16 protein-coding genes are annotated in these 18,534 nt (G+C 66.7%); 12 read left to right on the top strand and 4 right to left on the bottom strand.

Translation table 11 applies throughout. The features are described 5' to 3' along the window. On the top strand, positions 1-241 hold a 241-nt coding region (locus tag A9975_RS10425), incomplete at its 5' end, for an IS3 family transposase (RefSeq protein WP_183032620.1). Positions 242-440: 199 nt separating this feature from the next. Here the strand turns inward: A9975_RS10425 and A9975_RS10430 are convergent. After that, entirely contained in the window at positions 441-1,049 is a 609-nt protein-coding gene (locus A9975_RS10430; protein ID WP_220810694.1) for a 5-formyltetrahydrofolate cyclo-ligase, read from the bottom strand. Between the two features lie 96 nt (positions 1,050-1,145). Between A9975_RS10430 and A9975_RS10435 the strand changes: the two genes are divergently transcribed. From A9975_RS10435 to A9975_RS10450, 4 genes are all read left to right on the top strand, one after another. Next, positions 1,146-3,098, top strand: a complete 1,953-nt coding sequence (locus A9975_RS10435) for a lytic transglycosylase domain-containing protein (RefSeq protein WP_183032621.1) — start codon at positions 1,146-1,148, stop codon at positions 3,096-3,098. 104 nt (positions 3,099-3,202) lie between these two features. Continuing rightward, the gene (locus tag A9975_RS10440; protein WP_183032622.1) at positions 3,203-4,228 is read left to right on the top strand and encodes a complex I NDUFA9 subunit family protein; all 1,026 of its coding nucleotides are present in this window, start codon (positions 3,203-3,205) and stop codon (positions 4,226-4,228) included. A 200-nt stretch (positions 4,229-4,428) separates the two neighbouring features. After that, positions 4,429-5,118, top strand: a complete 690-nt coding sequence (locus A9975_RS10445; protein WP_183032623.1) for a glutathione S-transferase family protein — start codon at positions 4,429-4,431, stop codon at positions 5,116-5,118. An 8-nt stretch (positions 5,119-5,126) separates the two neighbouring features. Then, positions 5,127-6,362 carry a multifunctional CCA addition/repair protein gene (locus tag A9975_RS10450; protein WP_183032624.1) on the top strand — a complete coding sequence of 412 codons (1,236 nt, stop codon included), beginning with the start codon at positions 5,127-5,129 and terminating at the stop codon, positions 6,360-6,362. Positions 6,363-6,538: 176 nt separating this feature from the next. Here the strand turns inward: A9975_RS10450 and A9975_RS10455 are convergent, their stop codons facing one another. Both A9975_RS10455 and A9975_RS10460 read right to left on the bottom strand, forming a co-directional pair. Beyond that, positions 6,539-6,733: a DUF2905 domain-containing protein gene (locus A9975_RS10455; protein ID WP_150992005.1), complete on the bottom strand. Its 195-nt coding sequence runs from the start codon at positions 6,731-6,733 to the stop codon at positions 6,539-6,541. Positions 6,734-6,772: 39 nt separating this feature from the next. Then, a complete protein-coding gene (locus A9975_RS10460; protein ID WP_183032625.1) occupies positions 6,773-7,981 on the bottom strand; it encodes a class I SAM-dependent methyltransferase in 1,209 nt (402 codons plus the stop codon). 15 nt (positions 7,982-7,996) lie between these two features. Here A9975_RS10460 and A9975_RS10465 point away from each other — a divergent pair, with 15 nt between their 5' ends. The 3 genes from A9975_RS10465 (at position 7,997) to ttcA (ending at position 10,403) form a co-directional block, all read left to right on the top strand. Beyond that, positions 7,997-8,824, top strand: coding sequence for an SDR family oxidoreductase (locus A9975_RS10465; RefSeq protein ID WP_183032626.1), 828 nt, complete (start codon positions 7,997-7,999; stop codon positions 8,822-8,824). A 68-nt stretch (positions 8,825-8,892) separates the two neighbouring features. After that, positions 8,893-9,306, top strand: coding sequence for a dihydroneopterin aldolase (locus tag A9975_RS10470; RefSeq protein ID WP_150992011.1), 414 nt, complete (start codon positions 8,893-8,895; stop codon positions 9,304-9,306). A 155-nt stretch (positions 9,307-9,461) separates the two neighbouring features. Beyond that, positions 9,462-10,403 (top strand): tRNA 2-thiocytidine(32) synthetase TtcA, encoded by a 942-nt coding sequence (gene ttcA, locus A9975_RS10475; protein ID WP_183032627.1) that lies wholly within the window; start codon positions 9,462-9,464, stop codon positions 10,401-10,403. A gap of 35 nt (positions 10,404-10,438) precedes the next feature. On the opposite strand, the gene A9975_RS10480 is transcribed toward ttcA, so the two are convergent. Then, positions 10,439-11,305 (bottom strand): DUF6279 family lipoprotein, encoded by an 867-nt coding sequence (locus A9975_RS10480; protein ID WP_183032628.1) that lies wholly within the window; start codon positions 11,303-11,305, stop codon positions 10,439-10,441. A gap of 257 nt (positions 11,306-11,562) precedes the next feature. Here A9975_RS10480 and glmU point away from each other — a divergent pair, with 257 nt between their 5' ends. The 4 genes from glmU (at position 11,563) to A9975_RS10500 (ending at position 18,275) form a co-directional block, all read left to right on the top strand. Next, entirely contained in the window at positions 11,563-12,924 is a 1,362-nt protein-coding gene (gene glmU, locus A9975_RS10485; protein ID WP_183032629.1) for a bifunctional UDP-N-acetylglucosamine diphosphorylase/glucosamine-1-phosphate N-acetyltransferase GlmU, read from the top strand. 120 nt (positions 12,925-13,044) lie between these two features. Beyond that, positions 13,045-14,883, top strand: coding sequence for a glutamine--fructose-6-phosphate transaminase (isomerizing) (gene glmS, locus A9975_RS10490; protein ID WP_183032630.1), 1,839 nt, complete (start codon positions 13,045-13,047; stop codon positions 14,881-14,883). Positions 14,884-15,462: 579 nt separating this feature from the next. Continuing rightward, the gene (locus A9975_RS10495) at positions 15,463-17,487 is read left to right on the top strand and encodes a sensor histidine kinase (protein WP_255503149.1); all 2,025 of its coding nucleotides are present in this window, start codon (positions 15,463-15,465) and stop codon (positions 17,485-17,487) included. Next, positions 17,484-18,275: a response regulator transcription factor gene (locus A9975_RS10500; RefSeq protein WP_183032631.1), complete on the top strand. Its 792-nt coding sequence runs from the start codon at positions 17,484-17,486 to the stop codon at positions 18,273-18,275. Before A9975_RS10495 ends, A9975_RS10500 begins: the two co-directional genes overlap by 4 nt. Positions 18,276-18,534 lie beyond the last annotated feature (259 nt).

The following is an 18,534-nucleotide window of genomic DNA, read 5'->3' on the forward strand; positions in this document are numbered from 1 at the left end:
CTGCTCGATGAGTCGCAAAGGGAACTGTTGGGACAATGCCCCGAGCGAGAGCTTCTTCAACAGTCTGAAAAACGAGCGGGTGCATGGCCAGCGCTACGCCACGCACGAGCAAGCCAAAGACGATCTCTTTGACTACATCGAGATCTTTTACAATCGGAGCCGCCGACACTCCACGCTCGGCTATGTGTCCCCGGCCCAGTACCTCCGGGACTGGGAACACCCACGGGACATGGCGGCTTGACTCCCTTACCCTTGGAAGGCGAAAAACAAGGGGAACCTCAGCTTTCTTTTCGTTAGTTTTCTTTGCCGGTCAAAGAAAAGTGACCGGCAGCCCCCGCAGGGGGATGTCGTATGGCCCTTGGGTCCAAAAACCAACGCCGATCAGAGAAACAGCGACCCCCCCTCCAAAAAAAATGGGATAAGGCCGCATCCCATATCCCTCAAAACACCCCCCCCTCACTAACCACCCAATCCATCGGCAAATCATGCTCCTGCGGCACCAACGCAATCCGGCAGGCCTCATGCCCGATGCCGATCGCCACCGGCGTGTTCCCGCTGGCAGCCAGTGCCGCCAGCGTGCGGTCGTAGAACCCGCCGCCATAGCCCAGGCGGAACTTATCCCCGCTAAAACCGACACATGGAATCAGCAGGACGTCTGGCAGCAAGGGCGGCGTGCCGTCGGGCACGGGAATGCCGTAATGCCCGGCAACCATTGGCGTGGCCGGTTCCCACTGGTGGAAATCCAGTGGCGCGCCCGGCCGGCTTACCACCGGCAGGGCCGCTTGCCGCCCGGGAGCGCTGGCAAGCCAGCGCGAGACCACGCCACGGGCGTCGAACTCCTGCTGGATCGGCCAGTAAAAGCCCAGTCGATGCACGGGCAGGCGCTCCAGCAGGGCGGCCAGCGCGGCTTCGATGCCGGCGTCGGCGGCGGGGCGCTGCGGCAATGCGCCGCGCAGCGCCAGCAACTGGCGGCGCAGTGCCGCTCGCGGCACGCCGGAGTCGGGCTTTCCGGGCTTGCCGGAGGGGCTGCGAACGTCGTCGCTGGGCATGGCTGCGTGGGATAATGTCTGCTGTTGACCCAACATTGCACGGTCGGATGCGCGCCCTCGAAAGGTCCTGTCCGGCCGTCACAACAAGGAAGAAGAATGCCGAAGGGAGTATATCCGCAGCGTGCGGCCAAGGCCGCCCTGGCGGCGATCGCGTGCGCAGTGCTTGCCACGCCGGTATTTGCGCAGAAACGGCCCCAGCCGCAACCCCAATCGCAGTCGCTCGCCATCCCGAGCAACCCCGACGACGCTTTCGTGGCGCTGCGCGAAGCCGCGCGCAAAAACGACGTGGCACGCACCGACGCCATCTCGGCCACGCTGGTGGACTACCCGATCTCGTCTTACGTCGAGTACTTCCGCATCAAGCCGCAGATGTTCGACGCCAGCGGCCTGGCCCGCATCGACGCCCCTGACGACCAGGTACGTGCTTTCCTGCAGCGCTACAAGGGCGAGGCCATTGCCGACCGCATGCGCAATGACTGGCTGCTGGTGCTGGGCAAGAAGCGCGACTGGGCCAATTTCGACGCCGAATACCCGCAGTTCGTGCTCAAGGACGATACGCAGGTTGAGTGCTACGCGTTGCTGTCGCGCGCGCTCAAGGGCCAGAACGTGGCGGCGGATGCACGCGCGGCGCTGAGCGATCCGCGCTACTACGGCGAAGGCTGTGTCGACCTGATCGGCTACCTGGCCCAAAGCAGGCAGATCGAGCCGAGCGACGTGGCCTTCCAGGCACGCCAGGCGCTGGAGCAGAACTATGTGACGCTGGCCGGGCGCATCGCCGCCACCGCGCCGGACGCGCGCGGCGACAGCAACACGCTCGCCACCGTGGTCAAGATGGCGCGCAACGATCCCTCCCAGGCCGCGGCCTACCTGAGCGCCAACGCCGGCAGCCTGTCGCGCGACGAGCAGGGAGCCGGCTGGGGCGTGGTCGGCCAGTACGCCGCCAAGAAGCTTGCGCCCGAGGCAGCCGGCTACTACCGCCGCCAGATGGACCTGGGCGGCAACCAGTGGCTGTCCGACGAAACGCAGGAGTGGCGCGTGCGCTCCGCGCTGCGCCAGGGCGACTGGAAGCAGGTGCGCCAGGCAGTGGAGCTGATGCGCCCCGAGCTGCGCGCCAAGGACCCGGCCTGGACGTACTGGTACGGGCGCGCGCTCAAGGCGGACAACCGCGGCGCCGAGGCCGAGAAGCAGTTCCAGTCGATCGCCGGCCAGTTCAACTTCTACGGCCAGCTGGCCAGCGAGGAACTGGGCAACCGCATCGTGCTGCCGGCACGCACGCAGGTCAGCGATGCCGAGGTCAATGCCATGCGCACCCGCCCGGGCTTCCTGCGCGCGCAGAAGTTCTATGACCTGAACCTGCGTTTCGAGGGCAATCGCGAATGGAACTGGGAACTGCGCGGCATGACCGACCGCCAGCTGCTGGCCGCCGCCGACTACGCCCGCCGCATCGAGCTGCTGGACCGCGCCGTGAACACTGCGGACCGCACCCAGGCCGAGCATGACTTCTCGCTGCGCTTCCTGATGCCATACCGCGACATCATGCAGCGCGCCACCGATGACGTGGGCCTGGATATGGCATGGGCCTATGGGCTGGTGCGCCAGGAGTCGCGCTTCATCATGAACGCGCGCTCCTCCGCCGGCGCGCATGGCCTGATGCAGGTGATGCCGGCGACTGCCAAGTGGGTTGCGCGCAAGATCGGCATGACGGACTTCTCGCCCACGATGATGAGCGATCCCAGTATCAACATCCAGCTCGGCACCAACTATATGAGCATGGTGCTGACTGACCTGGACAGCTCCTGGACGCTGGCTTCGGCCGCCTACAACGCTGGCCCGGGCCGTCCCAAGAGCTGGCGCTCCAGCTTGCCGCGCCAGGTTGAGGGCGCGATCTTCGCCGAGACCATTCCGTTCTCGGAGACCCGGACCTACGTGAAGAATGTGCTGTCGAACGCCACGTACTATGCTGCATTGATGAGCGGCCGGCCGCAGTCGCTCAAGGATCGCCTGGGCGTGGTGTCGCCGTCGCAGATCACCACGACCAGCCTGCCCTGAGGTTCTAACGCCTTCGAGGCAGCGCGGTCTGCAGGCCATGCGGTAACCGGCGCATGCTCCAGCCCTGGAGCGTGCGCCAGTCGTCCCTTGCCGCGGAGAGATCCATGCAGACCAGCAACGTTCTAGTGATCGGAGGGGCCGGCTTTGTCGGCAGCCACCTGGTAGCCCGCCTGGCAGGTGTCGCCACCGCGTCGGCCACGCCGCTGGAGCCGGGCACCGTCGTGGAGCCGCCTCTGGACCCCGAACGCATCGTGGTCGCTACCCGCGACGCCGAGCATGCGCAGCACCTGCTGCTGCTGCCGCGCGTCGAGGTGATCGAGCTGGACGTGAGGAACGATGCTGAGCTGAACGCCGCCATTGGCACGCTGGGCACCGACGGCATCGTGGTGAACCTGGTCGGCATTCTCCATGGCGAACGCGCCGAGCCCTATGGCGCGGCCTTTGCCGCTGCCCATGTGGACCTCGCGCGGCGCATTGTCGAGTCTTGCCGCAGTACCGGCGTGCGCAGGCTGTTGCACATGAGCGCGCTGGGCGCCGACAGCGCCGGCCCGTCGATGTACCTGCGCAGCAAGGGCGACGGCGAGCGCGTGGTGCGCGAGAGCGCTTTGGACTGGACCATCTTCCGTCCGTCCGTGATCTTCGGCCCCGACGACCATTTCCTCAATCTGTTCGCCCAACTGCAGCAACTGGCGCCCGTGGTGCCGCTCGCCTGCGCGCACGCCAGGTTCCAGCCGGTGTACGTGCAGGACGTGGCGCAGGCCATGGTCAACGCCATGGCGACGCGGGACACCATCGGCCGCGCCTACGACCTGGCGGGGCCGATGGTCTATACGCTGGAGGAGCTGGTGCGTTTTGCCGGCCGCGCCAGCGGCCACCCGCGCCCGGTCCTGCATCTGCCCGACGCCCTGGCCCGCGTGCAGGCAGCCATCCTCGAGCACATGCCGGGCGCACCGGTGATGTCGCGCGACAACCTGGACTCCATGCGGCTCGACAATGTCATGCAGGGGCCGATCGCGCCCGAGCTCGGGCTGGGCCAGCCGGTGGGACTGGAGGTGGTGATGACCGATGTGCTGGCGGGCCGCGGGCACGAGAGCCAGATGCTGGGACTGCGGCGCAGCGGGTATCGTTGAGCGGCAGGCCGCCCGCCCCGGCCTTGCCCTTCGCATGTGACCAGGATTCACATCGCTGCGAGCGTAATTCGCTTGGAGGCGCTTGGCGTGGCTGGCTACAATGGTTCGTTCGCCGCCGTGCGCTTGCGTCCGCACGCTTCGCGCCGCGGGCTTGCCCCGGCCGCGCGTGATCCCCCACGTTTTCCTGCAAGGATTTTGCGATGAAGCTCGTCATCGGCAACAAGAATTACTCTTCCTGGTCGCTGCGCCCCTGGTTGCTGATGCGGCAGGCTGGCATTGCGTTCGAGGAGGTCAAGGTGCGCTTGTTCGTGGCCGGGTTTGAGCAAGCGATTGCGAAGCACTCGCCGACCGGCAAGGTGCCGGTGCTGGTCGATGGCGATGTCTCGGTGTGGGACTCGCTGTCGATTGCCGAATACCTGGCCGAGTCCTTTCCCGAGAAGCAGCTCTGGCCGGCCGACCGTGCCGAGCGTGCGCATGCGCGCTCGATCTGCGCGGAGATGCACTCGGGCTTCGGCAACCTGCGCAGCCAGCTGCCGATGAACGTCACCGCGGTGCTGCCCGGCATGGGCTGGAACGTAGCGGTGCAGCGCGATGTGGACCGCGTCGCCGCGATCTGGTCGGACCTGCGCGCGCGCCATGCGGCCGCAGGCCCGTTCCTGTTCGGTGCATTCACCATTGCCGACGCATTTTTCGCGCCGGTGGTCAGCCGCTTTGCCACTTATGGCATCCACCTGCCAGAGGCCGCCAAGCAATATGCGGACTTTATCCTGGCGCTGCCGGCCATGCAGGCGTGGATCGCCGATGCCCGTGAAGAGCGCGATTTCCTTGCCTCCGACGAGCCCTACCGCCTCACCCCCGATCGCGCCGACGCGATTGTGATCAACCATTGAGTTCGTCCATGCAGGTGTATGCCGTAGGCGGCGCCATTCGCGACGCCCTGCTGGGCTTGTCGAGCCAGGACCGCGACTATGTGGTGGTGGGCGCGACCCCGGCCGAGATGGAAGCCCAGGGCTATAAGCCGGTAGGCAAGGATTTTCCCGTGTTCCTCCATCCCAGGACCCGGGAGGAATACGCGCTGGCCCGCACCGAGCGCAAGACCGCGGCAGGCTACAAGGGCTTTTCGTTCTATTGCGCCCCGGATGTGACGCTGGAAGACGACCTGGTGCGTCGCGACCTCACCGTCAACGCCATGGCGCGGGCGGTGGGTGATGACGGCGCGCTCACGGGCCCTGTGATCGATCCCTACGGCGGGCAGCGCGACCTTGCCGCACGGCAGTTTCGCCATGTGTCGGACGCCTTCGCCGAAGACCCGGTGCGGATCCTGCGCGTGGCGCGCTTTGCCGCGCGTTTCAACGATTTCACGGTAGCCCCCGAGACGCTGGTGCTGATGCGCCGGATGGTGGAAGCCGGCGAGGTCGACGCGCTGGTGGCCGAACGCGTCTGGCAGGAACTCGCGCGCGGCCTGATGGAGGCACGGCCCTCGCGCATGTTCGAGGTGCTGCGCGAATGCGGGGCGCTGGCGCGGCTGCTGCCCGAGCTGGACCGGCTATGGGGCGTGCCGCAGCGGGCCGACTACCACCCGGAGGTGGATACCGGCGTGCACGTGATGATGGTCGTGGATACCGCCGCCGCGATGGGCACCTCGTTGCCGGTGCGCTTTGCCGCGCTGATGCACGACCTGGGCAAGGGCACCACGCCCGAGGATGTGCTGCCGCGTCATATCGGGCACGAGCAGCGCAGCGTGGCATTGCTGGAGGCGGTTTGCAAGCGGTTGCGGGTGCCCACTGACTGCCGTGACCTGGCTGTGGTGGTGGCGCGCGAGCATGGCAATATCCATCGCTCCGAGGCGTTCGGCGCTGCCGCGCTGACGCGTTTGCTGGAGCGGTGCGATGCATTGCGCAAGCCGGCGCGGTTTGCTGAAGCGCTGCAGGCATGCGAGGCGGATGCGCGGGGACGGCTTGGGTTTGAGGACCGGGAGTATCCGCAGGCGGCGCGGTTGATGATGGCGCTGGAGGCGGCGGCTTCGGTGGACGCCGGGGCCGTGGCGCGGGAGTGTGCTGGGGATCCTGGGTTGATCAAGGATCGGGTGCATGCTGCGCGGGTGGCGGCAGTGGAGGTTAAGGTTGGGGGGTAGGGGTTTAACTGCAACTTCATCTGCAACTGCAGCTGCTTAACTGCAAAGTCAAAGGCAGTTTCACCTCCCCTGCGGGGAGGCGAAACTGCAGTTGCAGTTGACGTTAAGCCGTTGCAGTTGTAGCTGCAGTTGCAGGCCAGCAGTGTCTGCAGTGTCCGCAGTATCCGCCCCACACCCTAAAACAACTTCCCAATCACCAACGCCACCATCGACAACAAAACCGTCGAAGCAAACGGCAACACAAACTCCCTCCCAAACAACCGAAACCGCAAATCCCCCGGCAACCGCCCCAACCCCAGCTTCTGCAGCCAGGGCAGTGCCGCCGACAGCACGATGACGGCCAGGAAGATGGTGAGGGTCCAGCGCAGCATGTTGGGGTGCCTAAGGGGGGAGAGGGTGAAATGCGCGGACTATAGCGCGTGGCTGCGATCGCCGCGTGCGAAGCCTGCCAGCGGCAGCGCCGCATCAAAGTCGCGGGTCAGCGCGATCACCTTGAACAGTTCGCCCATCTCGGCCTCGGACAGCAGCTTTTGCACCGCGTTGGCGGCGGGCAGGAAGTTGCGCGTGTCGTTGGGGTCCAGCGCCATCAGCAGCTCGGTGATGCCGGCATTCATCAGGAAGCGCGCCTGCGAGGCGAAGCCGGCCACCGTCAGCCCGGCATCCGCCGCGGCGTGGGCGATGCCGCTGAAGTTGACGTGGGCGGTGATGTCCTGAAGGCCAGGGTAGAGGAAGGGGTCCGGGTGGGCGTGATGGCGGTAGTGGCACATCAGCGTGCCGCCGACGCGCTGCGGATGGTAATACTCGGCCGCGGGGAAACCGTAATCGATCAGGAACACCGCACCCCGCGTGAGCATCGTGCCCACCGCGCGCATGAAGCCTTCTGCCTCGGCGTGGGTTTCGGTGACGATGTCGTGGTCGCCGGCCACGCCGTGCAGGGATGCGGGCAGGGCGTCGGCCGCCACGGGGCGGTCCGAGAAGCCGAAGGCTGCGTCGGATGCGTCAGATGCGTCAGCATCGCTGTCCAGGCGGGCTACGCCGCGCTCCAGCCAGCGGCCGTGGCTGCGGGCGAACAGCCGCACCGGCATGGCGTCCAGCACTTCGTTGCCGACCACGATCCCTTCGAAATGCTCGGGCAGCGTATCCAGCCAGGTGACGCGCGGGGCCAGATGCGGCGCGCGCGTGGCCAGCGTGGCCTGTTGGCGCGCGCGCAGCTCGCCGGAGAGCTCGACGATGGCGTAGCGCTCGGGCAACTGGCCTTCCTGCTCCAGGGCCAGCAGCAGATCGGCGGCGAGCCGGCCGGTGCCGGCGCCGAACTCCAGGACCTGCGACAGGCCCTGCGCCAGCAGCGGCGCGAACTGGCGCGCGAGCGTACGGGCGAAATACGGGCTGAGTTCGGGGGCGGTGATGAAGTCGCTGCCATCGCGCGCGTCGCGGCCGAATTTGGCGGCGCCGCCGCTGTAGTAGCCCAGCCCGGGCGCATATAGCGCAAGCGCCATATAGCGGTCGAACCCGAGCCAGCCGCCCGCGTCGTCGATAGCCTGGCCGATGTGCGCGGTAAGCGCGGCGGACGCCGACAGTGCGTCGGCGGGGGGAAGGGGTAAACTAGCGCCTTTGTGCATACCGCGATTGTAGCAATGCCAGCCTCCGAAACCCCTGACTCCGCATCGCCTGCCGGCGCTACCGCCGCCGCAGCCTCCGCTACCCCCGCGCGCGGCATCGCGCTCGTCACCGGCGCCGCGCGCCGGCTCGGGCGTGTGATCGCGCTGGAACTGGCCCAGCGCGGCTGGGACGTGGCGGTGCATTGCCACCGCTCCGTGGCCGAGGCCGAGGCGCTGGCCGAACAGATCCGCGCCGGTGGCCAGCGTGCCGCCGTGCTGCAGGCCGACCTGGCCGACGAGGCGTCCACCGCCACGCTGATCAAGGCCTGTACCGATGCGCTGGGCGTGCCGACCTGCCTGGTCAACAATGCCTCGCTGTTCCAGTACGACGTGGCCACCAGCTTTTCCTATGCCTCGCTCGATACGCATATGCGCACCAATGTGGCCGCACCGCTGCTGCTCGCGCGCGAAATGCACCGTGCCATGTCGGACACGCAGCGCGGCGTGGTCATCAACCTGCTCGACCAGAAACTGGATAACCTGAATCCGGACTTCCTGTCGTACACGCTGTCCAAGGCGGCGCTGCAGACGGCTACCGTGCAGCTGGCCCAGGCGCTGGGACCCAAGCTGCGCGTGGTGGGCGTGGCGCCCGGCATCACCATGGTCTCCGGCGACCAGTCCAGCCCGGGCTTCCGGCGCGCCCACCGCATGACGCCGCTGGGGCAGTCGTCCACGCCGGAGGACATCGCGCAGGCGGTGGCCTACCTGGCCGAAGCGCGCGCCGTGACCGGCACCACGCTTTACGTCGACGGTGGCCAGCACCTGATGCCGCTGGCGCGCGACGTGATGTTCCTGACCGAATGATCCAATAACGTACCCGGCGCGCGCGCCAAGTCCGTGCGCGCCTTCTCCCTCTTTTTCCTCTGCCCATCATGACCATGCTCGCCGCCCTCACACATCCCAGCCTGCAAGACTGCCGCCGCATGTTCTTGCGCAACTACGAAGTGCAGATCAATATCGGCGTGCACGAATTCGAGAAAAAGGGCGAACAGCGCGTGCTGATCAATATCGACCTGTTCGTGCCGCTGGCCCAGAGCACGCCCCAGGACGACAAGCTGCAGGAAGTGGTGGACTACGACTTCATGCGCAATACGGTCGCCGAGCGCATGGCGCAGGGCCACGTCCACCTGCAGGAAACCCTGTGCGACGACGTGGCGCGCGCCATGCTCAAGCATCCCAAGGTGCGCGCCGTGCGCGTATCGACAGAAAAGCCGGATGTGTACCCGGACTGCGATTCGGTCGGCGTCGAGGTGTTCCACATCAAGAGCGAGCCGGTTGGCCAGTAAGTGAGTCGCTCTGGCGGGCTGCCGGCGCAGGGTGGCAGCTCACGGTAAAATGCCGGGTTCTCCGGCCCCGGCAGCTTGCATGTGATGCAACTGCCGCATTGTGCGCCGTTTTGCCCTTGCTTTGCTGTACCCGATCGCCCCTTCGCCCCATCGCCATGACCGCCACCACGCATTCCAAGAACTTCTTCCGTCTGGAGACCTATCTCCAGTCGCAGACGGGCCGCGCCATCGGCGATTTCAAGATGATCGAGGACGGCGACACGGTGCTGGTGTGCCTCTCCGGCGGCAAGGACTCGTACACCATGCTGTCGGTGCTGATGGCGCTGCAAAAGCGCGCGCCGGTCAAGTTCAAGCTGATCGCGATGAACCTGGACCAGAAGCAGCCGGGCTTTCCCGCGCACATCCTGCCGGCTTACCTGAAATCGGTGGGGGTGGAGTATGTGATCGTCGACGCGGATACCTATTCCATCGTCAAGGAGAAGGTGCCCGAGGGCAAGACCACCTGCTCGCTGTGCTCGCGCCTGCGCCGCGGCGTGATCTACCGTACCGCCAAGGAGCTCGGCGCCAACAAGATCGCGCTGGGCCACCATCGCGACGACATCATCCAGACCTTCTTCCTGAACCTGTTCTTCGGCGGCAAGATGAAGGCGATGCCGCCCAAGCTGGCCACCGACGACGGCCAGCACATCGTGATCCGCCCGCTGGCCTATTGCCCTGAAAAGGACATCGCCAGCTACGCGCGCGCGATGGAATACCCGATCATCCCGTGCAACCTGTGCGGCTCGCAGGAAAACCTGCAGCGCAAGAAGGTCAAGGAGATGGTGCTGGAGTGGGAGCGGACCAATCCGGGGCGCACCGACAATATCTTTGCCGCGCTGCGCAGCGTGGTGCCGTCGCATCTGGCCGATACCGATCTGTTCGATTTCAACGCGCTGGCAACCGGACTGGCCAAGGTGGACGAGGCATCGCTGTTCGGCGAGAGCACTTTCTCCCAGCAGCCGCTGGTCTTTGCGGGCGGCATGGAAGAGAACAAGCTGGAATTCGTGCGCTTCGAGAAGTCCGCGCCCGCCAGCCCGGCGCAGCCTGCCGCCGAATAGGCCACGGGCCGGCCTCCCGGCCTCCTTGCCCCTCGTCAGTTCTCAGCGCGTGTTGGCTGGGGCGCCGCCGCGTTGGCGGTGCCATCCCGCGTCAACGCGTTCGCGTCATCGATCCATTTCTGGAAGCGATCCGCCGCGTGGGCCTTCTGCTCCGGTGTGGTCAGGTTGGCAATGGTGACGGTCAGCGCCAGCCCGGCCTCGTTGTTGGCGTCGTAACGGGCATTGCGCTCCCGCGTAGGCGGGTTCTGCCAGTGATCGCCATAGCGCCTTAGCATCTCCACGACCTGGGCCTTGGGCGGATGCTCGGCCTGCACCTGGCGCGCCAGCGCCAGCCATTCCTGCTGGCGCTTGACGCGTTCCGCATAGCGCGCCTCGGCGCCTTGCACCACGGGTGCCATGGCGCGGCGGATAGTGGCCTCCTGGTCACTGGAAAAGCGCCCATAGACCAGCCGCGCGTAGTCCATCACCTTGTCGAACCGGGCTTCCTCGCGGGCCGCCGGGTCGGGGCGCAGGTATTCCTTGCGGTATTTGGAGTTGGCATCGGCGAATTTCTTCTCCATGCGGGCGATCTGCTCAGGGGTCAGCGTCAGCAGCAGGTCGGCCACGTCGGGTGCGGAGCGATCGAAGGCAACGCGTGCCAGGCGCTGGGCGTCGTCCTGGATCTTGCCCACCGCGGCGGCGGAGAGCGGCTGCTGTACCTCGCTCTTGGCCTGGCGCAGCAGGCCGGCGATCTCGGGCAACTGGTCCTTGCGATGCCAGGCAAAGAAGCGGGCGATGGCGTCGCGGGTGAGGGGTTCCTGGCTGGCGGAGACGTCCACGTAGTTGTCGATCCACCAGTAGGCGAGCCGGTCGCCCTGCTGGTAGCCTAGCTTCAGGGCATTGCAGGCCGTCAGGGCGGCCACGGCTGTGACCAGAAAGAGACGCCGGAGACGGTCCCCGCGCAGGAAGGGATAAGCGGTCAAACGGCGCAAAACCCCCATGATAGAATCCTTTTCCGCGCGTTTTGGCAGCTGATCGTGCCCGCGATTCCCAACCGTTGCTGGCTTTGCCGCCGGTTTCGGGCTTCGGGCCAGGACCCTGGCCAACGCTGCTGGCCCCCGGGCTCGCCGAGGGGGTGATTCATACTGATTGCTGGACACACTCACTTAGGACCCTCCTTGTGAATATCGTCATTCTCGCTGCAGGAATGGGCAAGCGGATGAACTCCGCGCTGCCCAAGGTCCTGCATCCTCTCGCTGGCCGGCCGCTGCTTGCTAATGTGATTGAAACGTCACGTAAATTGTTGCCGACCCGGCTCGTGGTGGTGGTTGGGCATGGTGCCGACCGCGTGCGCGAGGCCGTTGGCGCGCCAGACGTTGCCTTCGCCCTGCAGGCCGAGCAGCTTGGCACCGGCCACGCGGTGGCGCAGGCGCTCCCGCTGCTCGACGACAGCCAGCCGACGCTGGTGCTGTACGGCGATGTGCCGCTGACCGAAGCCGCCACGCTGCAGCGCCTGGTGGCCGCGGCCGGCAGCGAGCGCTTCGGCATCCTGACGGTTGAAATGGATGACCCCACCGGCTATGGCCGCATCGTGCGCGAGGCGGGCAAGATCGTGCGCATCGTCGAGCAAAAGGATGCCAGCGAGCCGCAGCGCGCCATCCGTGAAATCAACACCGGCATCATCCTGGCGCCCACCGGCCCCCTGCGTCGCTGGCTGTCCACGCTGCGCAATGACAACGCCCAGGGAGAGTATTACCTGACCGACGCCGTCGAGCGCGCGGTGGCGGACGGCATGGAAGTGGTTTCCGCGCAGCCGGATGCGCTGTGGGAAACGCTGGGCGTGAACAGCAAGGTGCAGCTCGCCGAGCTCGAGCGCATCCATCAGCGCAACCTGGCGCAGCGCCTGCTTGAAGCCGGCGTGACGCTGCTGGATCCGGCGCGCATCGATATCCGCGGCGAGCTTACCTGCGGGCGCGACGTCACCATCGACGTGAACTGCGTGTTCGAAGGCCGCGTGCACCTGGAAGACGGCGCCCATATCGGCGCCAACTGCGTGCTGCGCAACAGCACCGTGGGCGCTGGCGCGCGGGTGCAGCCGTTCTGCCATTTCGAGGATGCCAGCGTTGGCGCGGCCGGCCGCATCGGCCCGTATGCGCGCCTGCGTCCCGGCACGGTGCTGGGCGAGGATGTGCACATTGGCAACTTCGTCGAGGTCAAGAACAGCCAGATCGCCGCGCACAGCAAGGCTAACCACCTTGCCTACGTGGGCGACGCCACGGTCGGCTCGCGCGTCAATATTGGCGCGGGCACCATCACCTGCAACTACGATGGCGCGAACAAGTACCGCACCGTCATCGAGGATGATGTCTTTATCGGTTCCGATACGCAGCTGGTCGCGCCGGTGACCGTGCGCCGCGGCGCCACCATTGGCGCCGGCACGACGCTGACCAAGGAGGCGGCGGCCGACAAGCTGACGCTGTCGCGCTCCAAGCAGATGACGCTCGACGCGTGGCAGCGTCCGGTCAAGCAAGCCAAGAAATAAGCCCCGCCACCGCCGGGCCGGGATGCGGCCGGGCGGCAATGGCAATTCGCGGGAGATGGCAGCGCCGTCCTCGCGCCAATCATCCGGTGCGGCTGTGTCCGCGCCCTGTGGGAGAAGAATATGTGCGGCATCGTCGGCGCGGTTTCCTCGCGCAATATTGTTCCGGTCCTGATCGAAGGACTGCGTCGCCTCGAGTACCGTGGCTATGATTCCTGTGGCGTAGCGGTAGTGCGCGACAACGCGCTCGAGCGCGCCCGCACGGTCTCGCGCGTGGCCGACCTGGACGAGCAGACCCGTGCGTCCGGCCTGGCCGGCATGACCGGCGTGGCGCATACGCGCTGGGCCACGCACGGCAAGCCCGACACCACCAACGCCCACCCGCATTTCTCGGGCGAGTCCATCGCGCTGGTGCACAACGGCATCATCGAGAACTATGAGCCGCTGCGCGAAGAGCTGCGCGCCGCCGGCTATGGCTTCGAGTCGCAGACCGACACCGAAGTGGTGGCCCACCTGATCCACCAGGTCTACACCTACCCGAGCAGCGCCACGCGCGGCGACCTGTTCGCCTCGGTGCGGGCCGTGACCAAGCGCCTGCACGGCGCCTACGCCATCGCCGTGTTCTCCAAGGACCGTCCGGAGCGCGTGGTCGGCGCCCGCGCCGGCTCGCCGCTGGTCGTGGCGCTGGGCGACAACGAATCCTTCCTCGCTTCCGACGCGCTGGCCGTGGCGGGTACCGCCAACCGCATCATCTACCTGGAAGAAGGCGACGTGGTGGAACTCACCCGCGAAGGCGCCACCATCCGCGACGTGCACGACCACCTGGTCGAGCGCGAAGTGCGCGTGGTCGAGACGCACGCCGCGGCGGTGGAACTGGGCCCGTACCGCCACTTCATGCAGAAGGAAATCTTCGAGCAGCCGCGCGCGCTCGGCGATACGCTGGAAGGCATTGACGCAATTACGCCGGAACTGTTCGGCGAGACCGCCCAGAGCGTGTTCAGCGAGATCGACAGCGTGCTGATCCTGGCCTGCGGCACCAGCTATTACTCGGGCTGCACCGCCAAGTACTGGCTCGAATCCGTGGCCAAGATCCCGACCCAGGTCGAGGTGGCAAGCGAGTACCGCTACCGCGAAACCGTGCCCAACCCGCGCGCGCTGGTGGTGGTGATCTCGCAGTCTGGCGAGACCGCCGATACCATGGCCGCCCTGCGCCACGCCAAGTCGCTGGGCCACACGCACACCCTGGCTGTGTGCAATGTGTCCACCAGCGCCATGGTGCGCGAGACCGCGCTGCGCTTCCTGACGCGTGCCGGCACCGAGATCGGCGTCGCGTCGACCAAGGCCTTCACCACCCAGCTTGCCGCACTGTACATGCTGACCCTGGCGCTGGCCAAGGTACGCGGCAGGCTCACGGCCGAGGCGGAAGCCGCGGCGCTGACCAACCTGCGCCACCTGCCCGTGGCCCTGCACGGCGTGCTGGCGCTGGAGCCGCAGATCATCTCCTGGTCCGAGGACTTTGCCCGCCGCGAGAATGCGCTGTTCCTGGGCCGTGGCCTGCATTACCCGATCGCTCTGGAAGGCGCGCTCAAGCTCAAGGAAATCTCGTATATCCACGCCGAAGCCTATCCGGCCGGCGAGCTCAAGCACGGCCCGCTGGCACTGGTGACCGAGGCCATGCCCGTGGTCACGGTGGCGCCCAACGACGCGTTGCTGGAAAAGCTGAAGTCCAACATCCAGGAAGTGCGCGCCCGCGGCGGCCGGCTGTATGTGTTCGCCGACAGCGACACCCATATCCATTCCACCGAAGGCATCCAGGTCATCCGCCTGCCCGAGCACTACGGCGACCTGTCGCCGATCCTGCACGTGGTGCCGCTGCAGTTGCTGGCCTACCATACTGCCTGCGCGCGCGGCACCGACGTGGACAAGCCGCGTAACCTGGCCAAGTCGGTCACGGTGGAGTAACGCAAGCGATAGCTGCAAGCCGCGCCGCACGGCATGGCCAGGAACGCCTGGCCGGCCGGACGGCATGGCCGGCATGGGTAAGCGTCTATTCATGCCAGTTGCCGGTGGAAGGCGCGCGGCCGGGTGGCCGCCTTCGCGTCGATGCTGGTCTCAGGATGGCCTTTTTGCTTGCCACCCGCTATCGGTGAGTTGCCTACTTTGGTATCGGCTCCCGCCGCCGGTTCACCTCGTTCGTTTGGCGGACTTGAACAATCCCGGCCAATAGCCAAGAATCGCGCACGGCTGTGTTCTCGCCGAAGAAGTGCCCCGCATGGGCCTCCTGCAGATCCAGGTCACCAGATCACGAGATCAGCGGGAAGAAGACAAAAAGATAAGAAGATAAAACACCAAATACGATAATGCGGACCAGGTGCTCTAGGAGTCCCGCCGCACACCTTGCCTCGGGAATGACTGAAGATTGGCTTGCCGGGCGGCTCCTCTGCCGCCCAGGATTGCTGGCGTGCCCAGATGGCGGAGTCACGCGCCTGCAGCCTCGCAATTCTCGTTGTCCCTGCATCCTGGCAGCGGGCGGTCACGGTCATGCGTCACGCAGTGCAGCAGGATCGGTCTTGTGATCCGGCCACCTGGTTTGCCCGCATGAGCGCCGCCGATCCGCCCTGGCGCCATGGCGCTGGCGTCATGCTGGCCCGTCGCCTCCATGCGGCCGGTCTCATCGGCTTGCTGGCCTGGCTGCTGGTGGCGCGGGCCTGGGCCTCCGATGCCGGGCCGCTGCCCCTGCAAAGCCCCGACGTATCCTGGTTGCGCGATCCCGGCGGGCGGCTCACGATCGCGCAGGTTGCCGCGCATGCCCACGGATTCGAGCCATTGCGCGGCGGCTTGAGCGAGGGCTTTACCTATGACGTGGTCTGGCTCAAGGTGGTGCTGCCCGCGGCGGCGCAGGGTGGCGAGCGCTGGCTGGAGATCTGGCCGGGGGCGCTTGACGATGTGCGCCTGTACCAGGCAGCAGCGAACGGCGCCTGGGTGGAGCGCCGCAGCGGCAATGCGCTGCCCTTCGAGGCCCGCGACGGCCCCGACGGGAGTAATCGCAACCTGGCCTTCCGGCTTGCGCAGCCGCAGCCGGGCGATGTGCTCTACCTGCGCATCCGGACCACCGGCACGATGGTGGTGGCGTTGCGGCTGTGGCATGGGTCCGAGCTGCGCGCGGCAAGCGCGGCTGCCAACATCGGCTATGGCATGCACCTGGGTTTCGTGGCCACGGCGGTGCTGTTCTACCTGGCCGGCTGGCTGCTGACCCGCCGCGCGCTCTACGGTGCTTTTTCCCTGCTCGTGGCAGTGGCGACCCTGCGCTGGTTTGCCGCTGACGGACTGGCCAGCCAGTTTCTCTTTCCGCACGATGCCACCGTGCCGCTCTTGGCCACCAAGGCCCTGGTGGGGCTGCAATGGGCGTGCGCCAGCCTGTTCGTGATCTGCCTGCTGCAGTTGCGCGAGCGCGCGCCGTACCTGCTGGGCTATTACCGGGGCCTCATGCTGATGGGCCTGGCGGTCGCCTTGTCGTCATCGAGCGATCACTACGGTACTGCGGTCTGCACGCTCTATATCGGGGTGTTGCTGGGGCAATTGCTCTCGATACCCCTCTATCTTCGCCTGTGGCGCACCGGAGGCGCTTCCGGACGGCTGGTCGCAGCTTCGCTTTCGTTGTATTGCCTCATCATCCTGCCTGGCTGCCTTGGCGCGTTTGGCCTGTTGCCGCTGAGCCTCGTCACGATGCAAAGCGCACACCTGCTCGACCTGCCGCTGATGCTGACGTTGCACCTGACCATTGTGCTGCGCGTGCGCGAAGCGGAAAGCGGGCGCAAGCGGGAGCGGGAGCAGGCCTGCGAGGCGATGGCGTCCTCCCTGCGCGAGCGGCGTGCGTTCGAGGAGCAAAGCCGTTTGCTCGCAATGATGACGCATGAGGTTCGCACGCCGGTGGCGGTGATCGATGCCGCGGCCTATAGCCTGCGCCTGCTCGATGACATCGGCGGCGACCGCGCGCAGCGCGAGAGCCGCTACCAGAGCATCCAGCTGGCCGTGCGGCGACTGAAGCTCCTGATGGAGCTGGCCGAGGCGCGCGAGCGGCTGGTGCCCGGCGAACAGCAGCTCGACACTGCGCCGTTTGGCTTCGCCGATCTCAGCCGGGAAGTGCTCGCGTCGCTTGAGCCGCAAGCGGCGGCCCGGGTATCCCTGGAAGCCGGGGCCGGGTTGCCGCAGCTCGATGGGGATGTCCGCCTGCTGCATTTCGCCTTGCTCAACCTGCTCGACAACGCGCTCAAGTACGCCTACCCGGCGAGCCGCATCCTGATCGACATCGCCGCTGGCATGCGCGAGGGCGTGCGCGGCGTGGCCTGGCGCATTCGCGACCAGGGGCCCGGCGTGCCCTTGGGCAAGGAAGACGTGATCTTCGAGAAATTCCGCCGGCTCGGCGAAATTGCCGACCAGCCCGGCCTCGGGTTGGGCCTGCCGCTGGCGCGCAAGATCATGGAGCTGCATGGCGGGACCCTGTGCTGCGATCCGGGTTGGCGCGAGGGGGCCTGTTTCGTGGCGTGGCTGCCGGAGGCCGCATGACTGTCGCCGCCGCGCTTGCTGCTTCCGAGGGCGCCCCAACCGGGATGCGCGAAGGGATGGCCGAAGGGGTTCCCATTGCGCTGGTCGAGGACAACGAGCGCCTGCGCACGGAGCTGGCCTTTCACTTGAGCCACGCCGGCTATGCCGTCGCAAGCCTGGCCGATGCAGCCGCGCTGGACGCGCACCTGGCCAGCCAGCCGTGCCGGTTGCTGATACTGGACCTGGGCCTTCCGGATGAGGATGGGCTGTCCATCTGCGAGCGCCTGCGCCGGACCCGGCCCGACCTGGGCATCGTCATGCTGACCGCGCGCGGCATGGCCCACCACCGGCTCGCCGGGCTGCGCGGCGGCGCCGATGGCTATCTCGTCAAGCCGGCGCGCACGGAAGAGCTGCTGCTGGTGATCGCCAACCTGCTGCGCCGCCTTGGCCCCGTGACGCCCGACGTTCCATTGCCGCCGTTTGCCGACGCGCCCGCGCCGGCCTGGTGCCTCGATGCGCGCCGTCTCATGGCCATCACGCCAGATGGCAACCCGCTCCTGCTCACGCGCGTGGAAGGCCAGCTGCTACAGGCCCTGCGGCGCAGCGCGCCCGATCCCGCCGGCCGCCGCCAATTGGTGGAAGCGCTGGGTGGCAACTACCTTGACTTCGACGAGCACCGGCTCGATGTCGCCATCAGCCGGTTGCGCGGCAAACTCTCGCAGGCTTGGCCGCATGGCCCGGCGATCCGCACGGTGCGTGGCGTCGGCTACCTGCTGGTGCAGCGCTGGCTGGACCAGGCTGAGGGATAGCGCCGGGAGGCCGGCGGTGAGCGGTTTTGAGCTTGTTGCGTGCTTGCGAGAGCTTGTGCGTATTTGTGAGTGTTTGTGAGTATTTGTGAGTATTTGTGAGTATTTGTGAGTATTTGTGAGTATTTGTGAGTATTTGTGAGCTTTGCCGGCAAGGATTTTTGTATGCTCAACCACCCGTCACGGGGCTGGCCGGTTGGCTTAAAGGTGCCGTGCGCCGCGCGGGAAACCTCGATGCCCGCCACACCCGGGAAAAAGCGTC

It is taken from the genome of Cupriavidus sp. UME77, from assembly GCF_014170355.1.
In the GTDB taxonomy this organism is placed as follows: Bacteria; Pseudomonadota; Gammaproteobacteria; order Burkholderiales; family Burkholderiaceae; genus Cupriavidus; species Cupriavidus basilensis.

Excerpts from the sequence above, each read along its gene's own strand:
- A9975_RS10430 (WP_220810694.1), bottom strand. The coding sequence starts at position 1,049 with ATGCCCAGCGACGACGTTCGCAGCCCCTCCGGCAAGCCCGGAAAGCCC.
- A9975_RS10435 (WP_183032621.1), top strand. The coding sequence starts at position 1,146 with ATGCCGAAGGGAGTATATCCGCAGCGTGCGGCCAAGGCCGCCCTGGCG.
- A9975_RS10440 (WP_183032622.1), top strand. The coding sequence starts at position 3,203 with ATGCAGACCAGCAACGTTCTAGTGATCGGAGGGGCCGGCTTTGTCGGC.
- A9975_RS10445 (WP_183032623.1), top strand. The coding sequence starts at position 4,429 with ATGAAGCTCGTCATCGGCAACAAGAATTACTCTTCCTGGTCGCTGCGC.
- A9975_RS10450 (WP_183032624.1), top strand. The coding sequence starts at position 5,127 with ATGCAGGTGTATGCCGTAGGCGGCGCCATTCGCGACGCCCTGCTGGGC.
- A9975_RS10455 (WP_150992005.1), bottom strand. The coding sequence starts at position 6,733 with ATGCTGCGCTGGACCCTCACCATCTTCCTGGCCGTCATCGTGCTGTCG.
- A9975_RS10460 (WP_183032625.1), bottom strand. The coding sequence starts at position 7,981 with ATGCACAAAGGCGCTAGTTTACCCCTTCCCCCCGCCGACGCACTGTCG.
- A9975_RS10465 (WP_183032626.1), top strand. The coding sequence starts at position 7,997 with ATGCCAGCCTCCGAAACCCCTGACTCCGCATCGCCTGCCGGCGCTACC.
- A9975_RS10470 (WP_150992011.1), top strand. The coding sequence starts at position 8,893 with ATGACCATGCTCGCCGCCCTCACACATCCCAGCCTGCAAGACTGCCGC.
- ttcA (WP_183032627.1), top strand. The coding sequence starts at position 9,462 with ATGACCGCCACCACGCATTCCAAGAACTTCTTCCGTCTGGAGACCTAT.
- glmS (WP_183032630.1), top strand. The coding sequence starts at position 13,045 with ATGTGCGGCATCGTCGGCGCGGTTTCCTCGCGCAATATTGTTCCGGTC.
- A9975_RS10495 (WP_255503149.1), top strand. The coding sequence starts at position 15,463 with ATGCGTCACGCAGTGCAGCAGGATCGGTCTTGTGATCCGGCCACCTGG.
- A9975_RS10500 (WP_183032631.1), top strand. The coding sequence starts at position 17,484 with ATGACTGTCGCCGCCGCGCTTGCTGCTTCCGAGGGCGCCCCAACCGGG.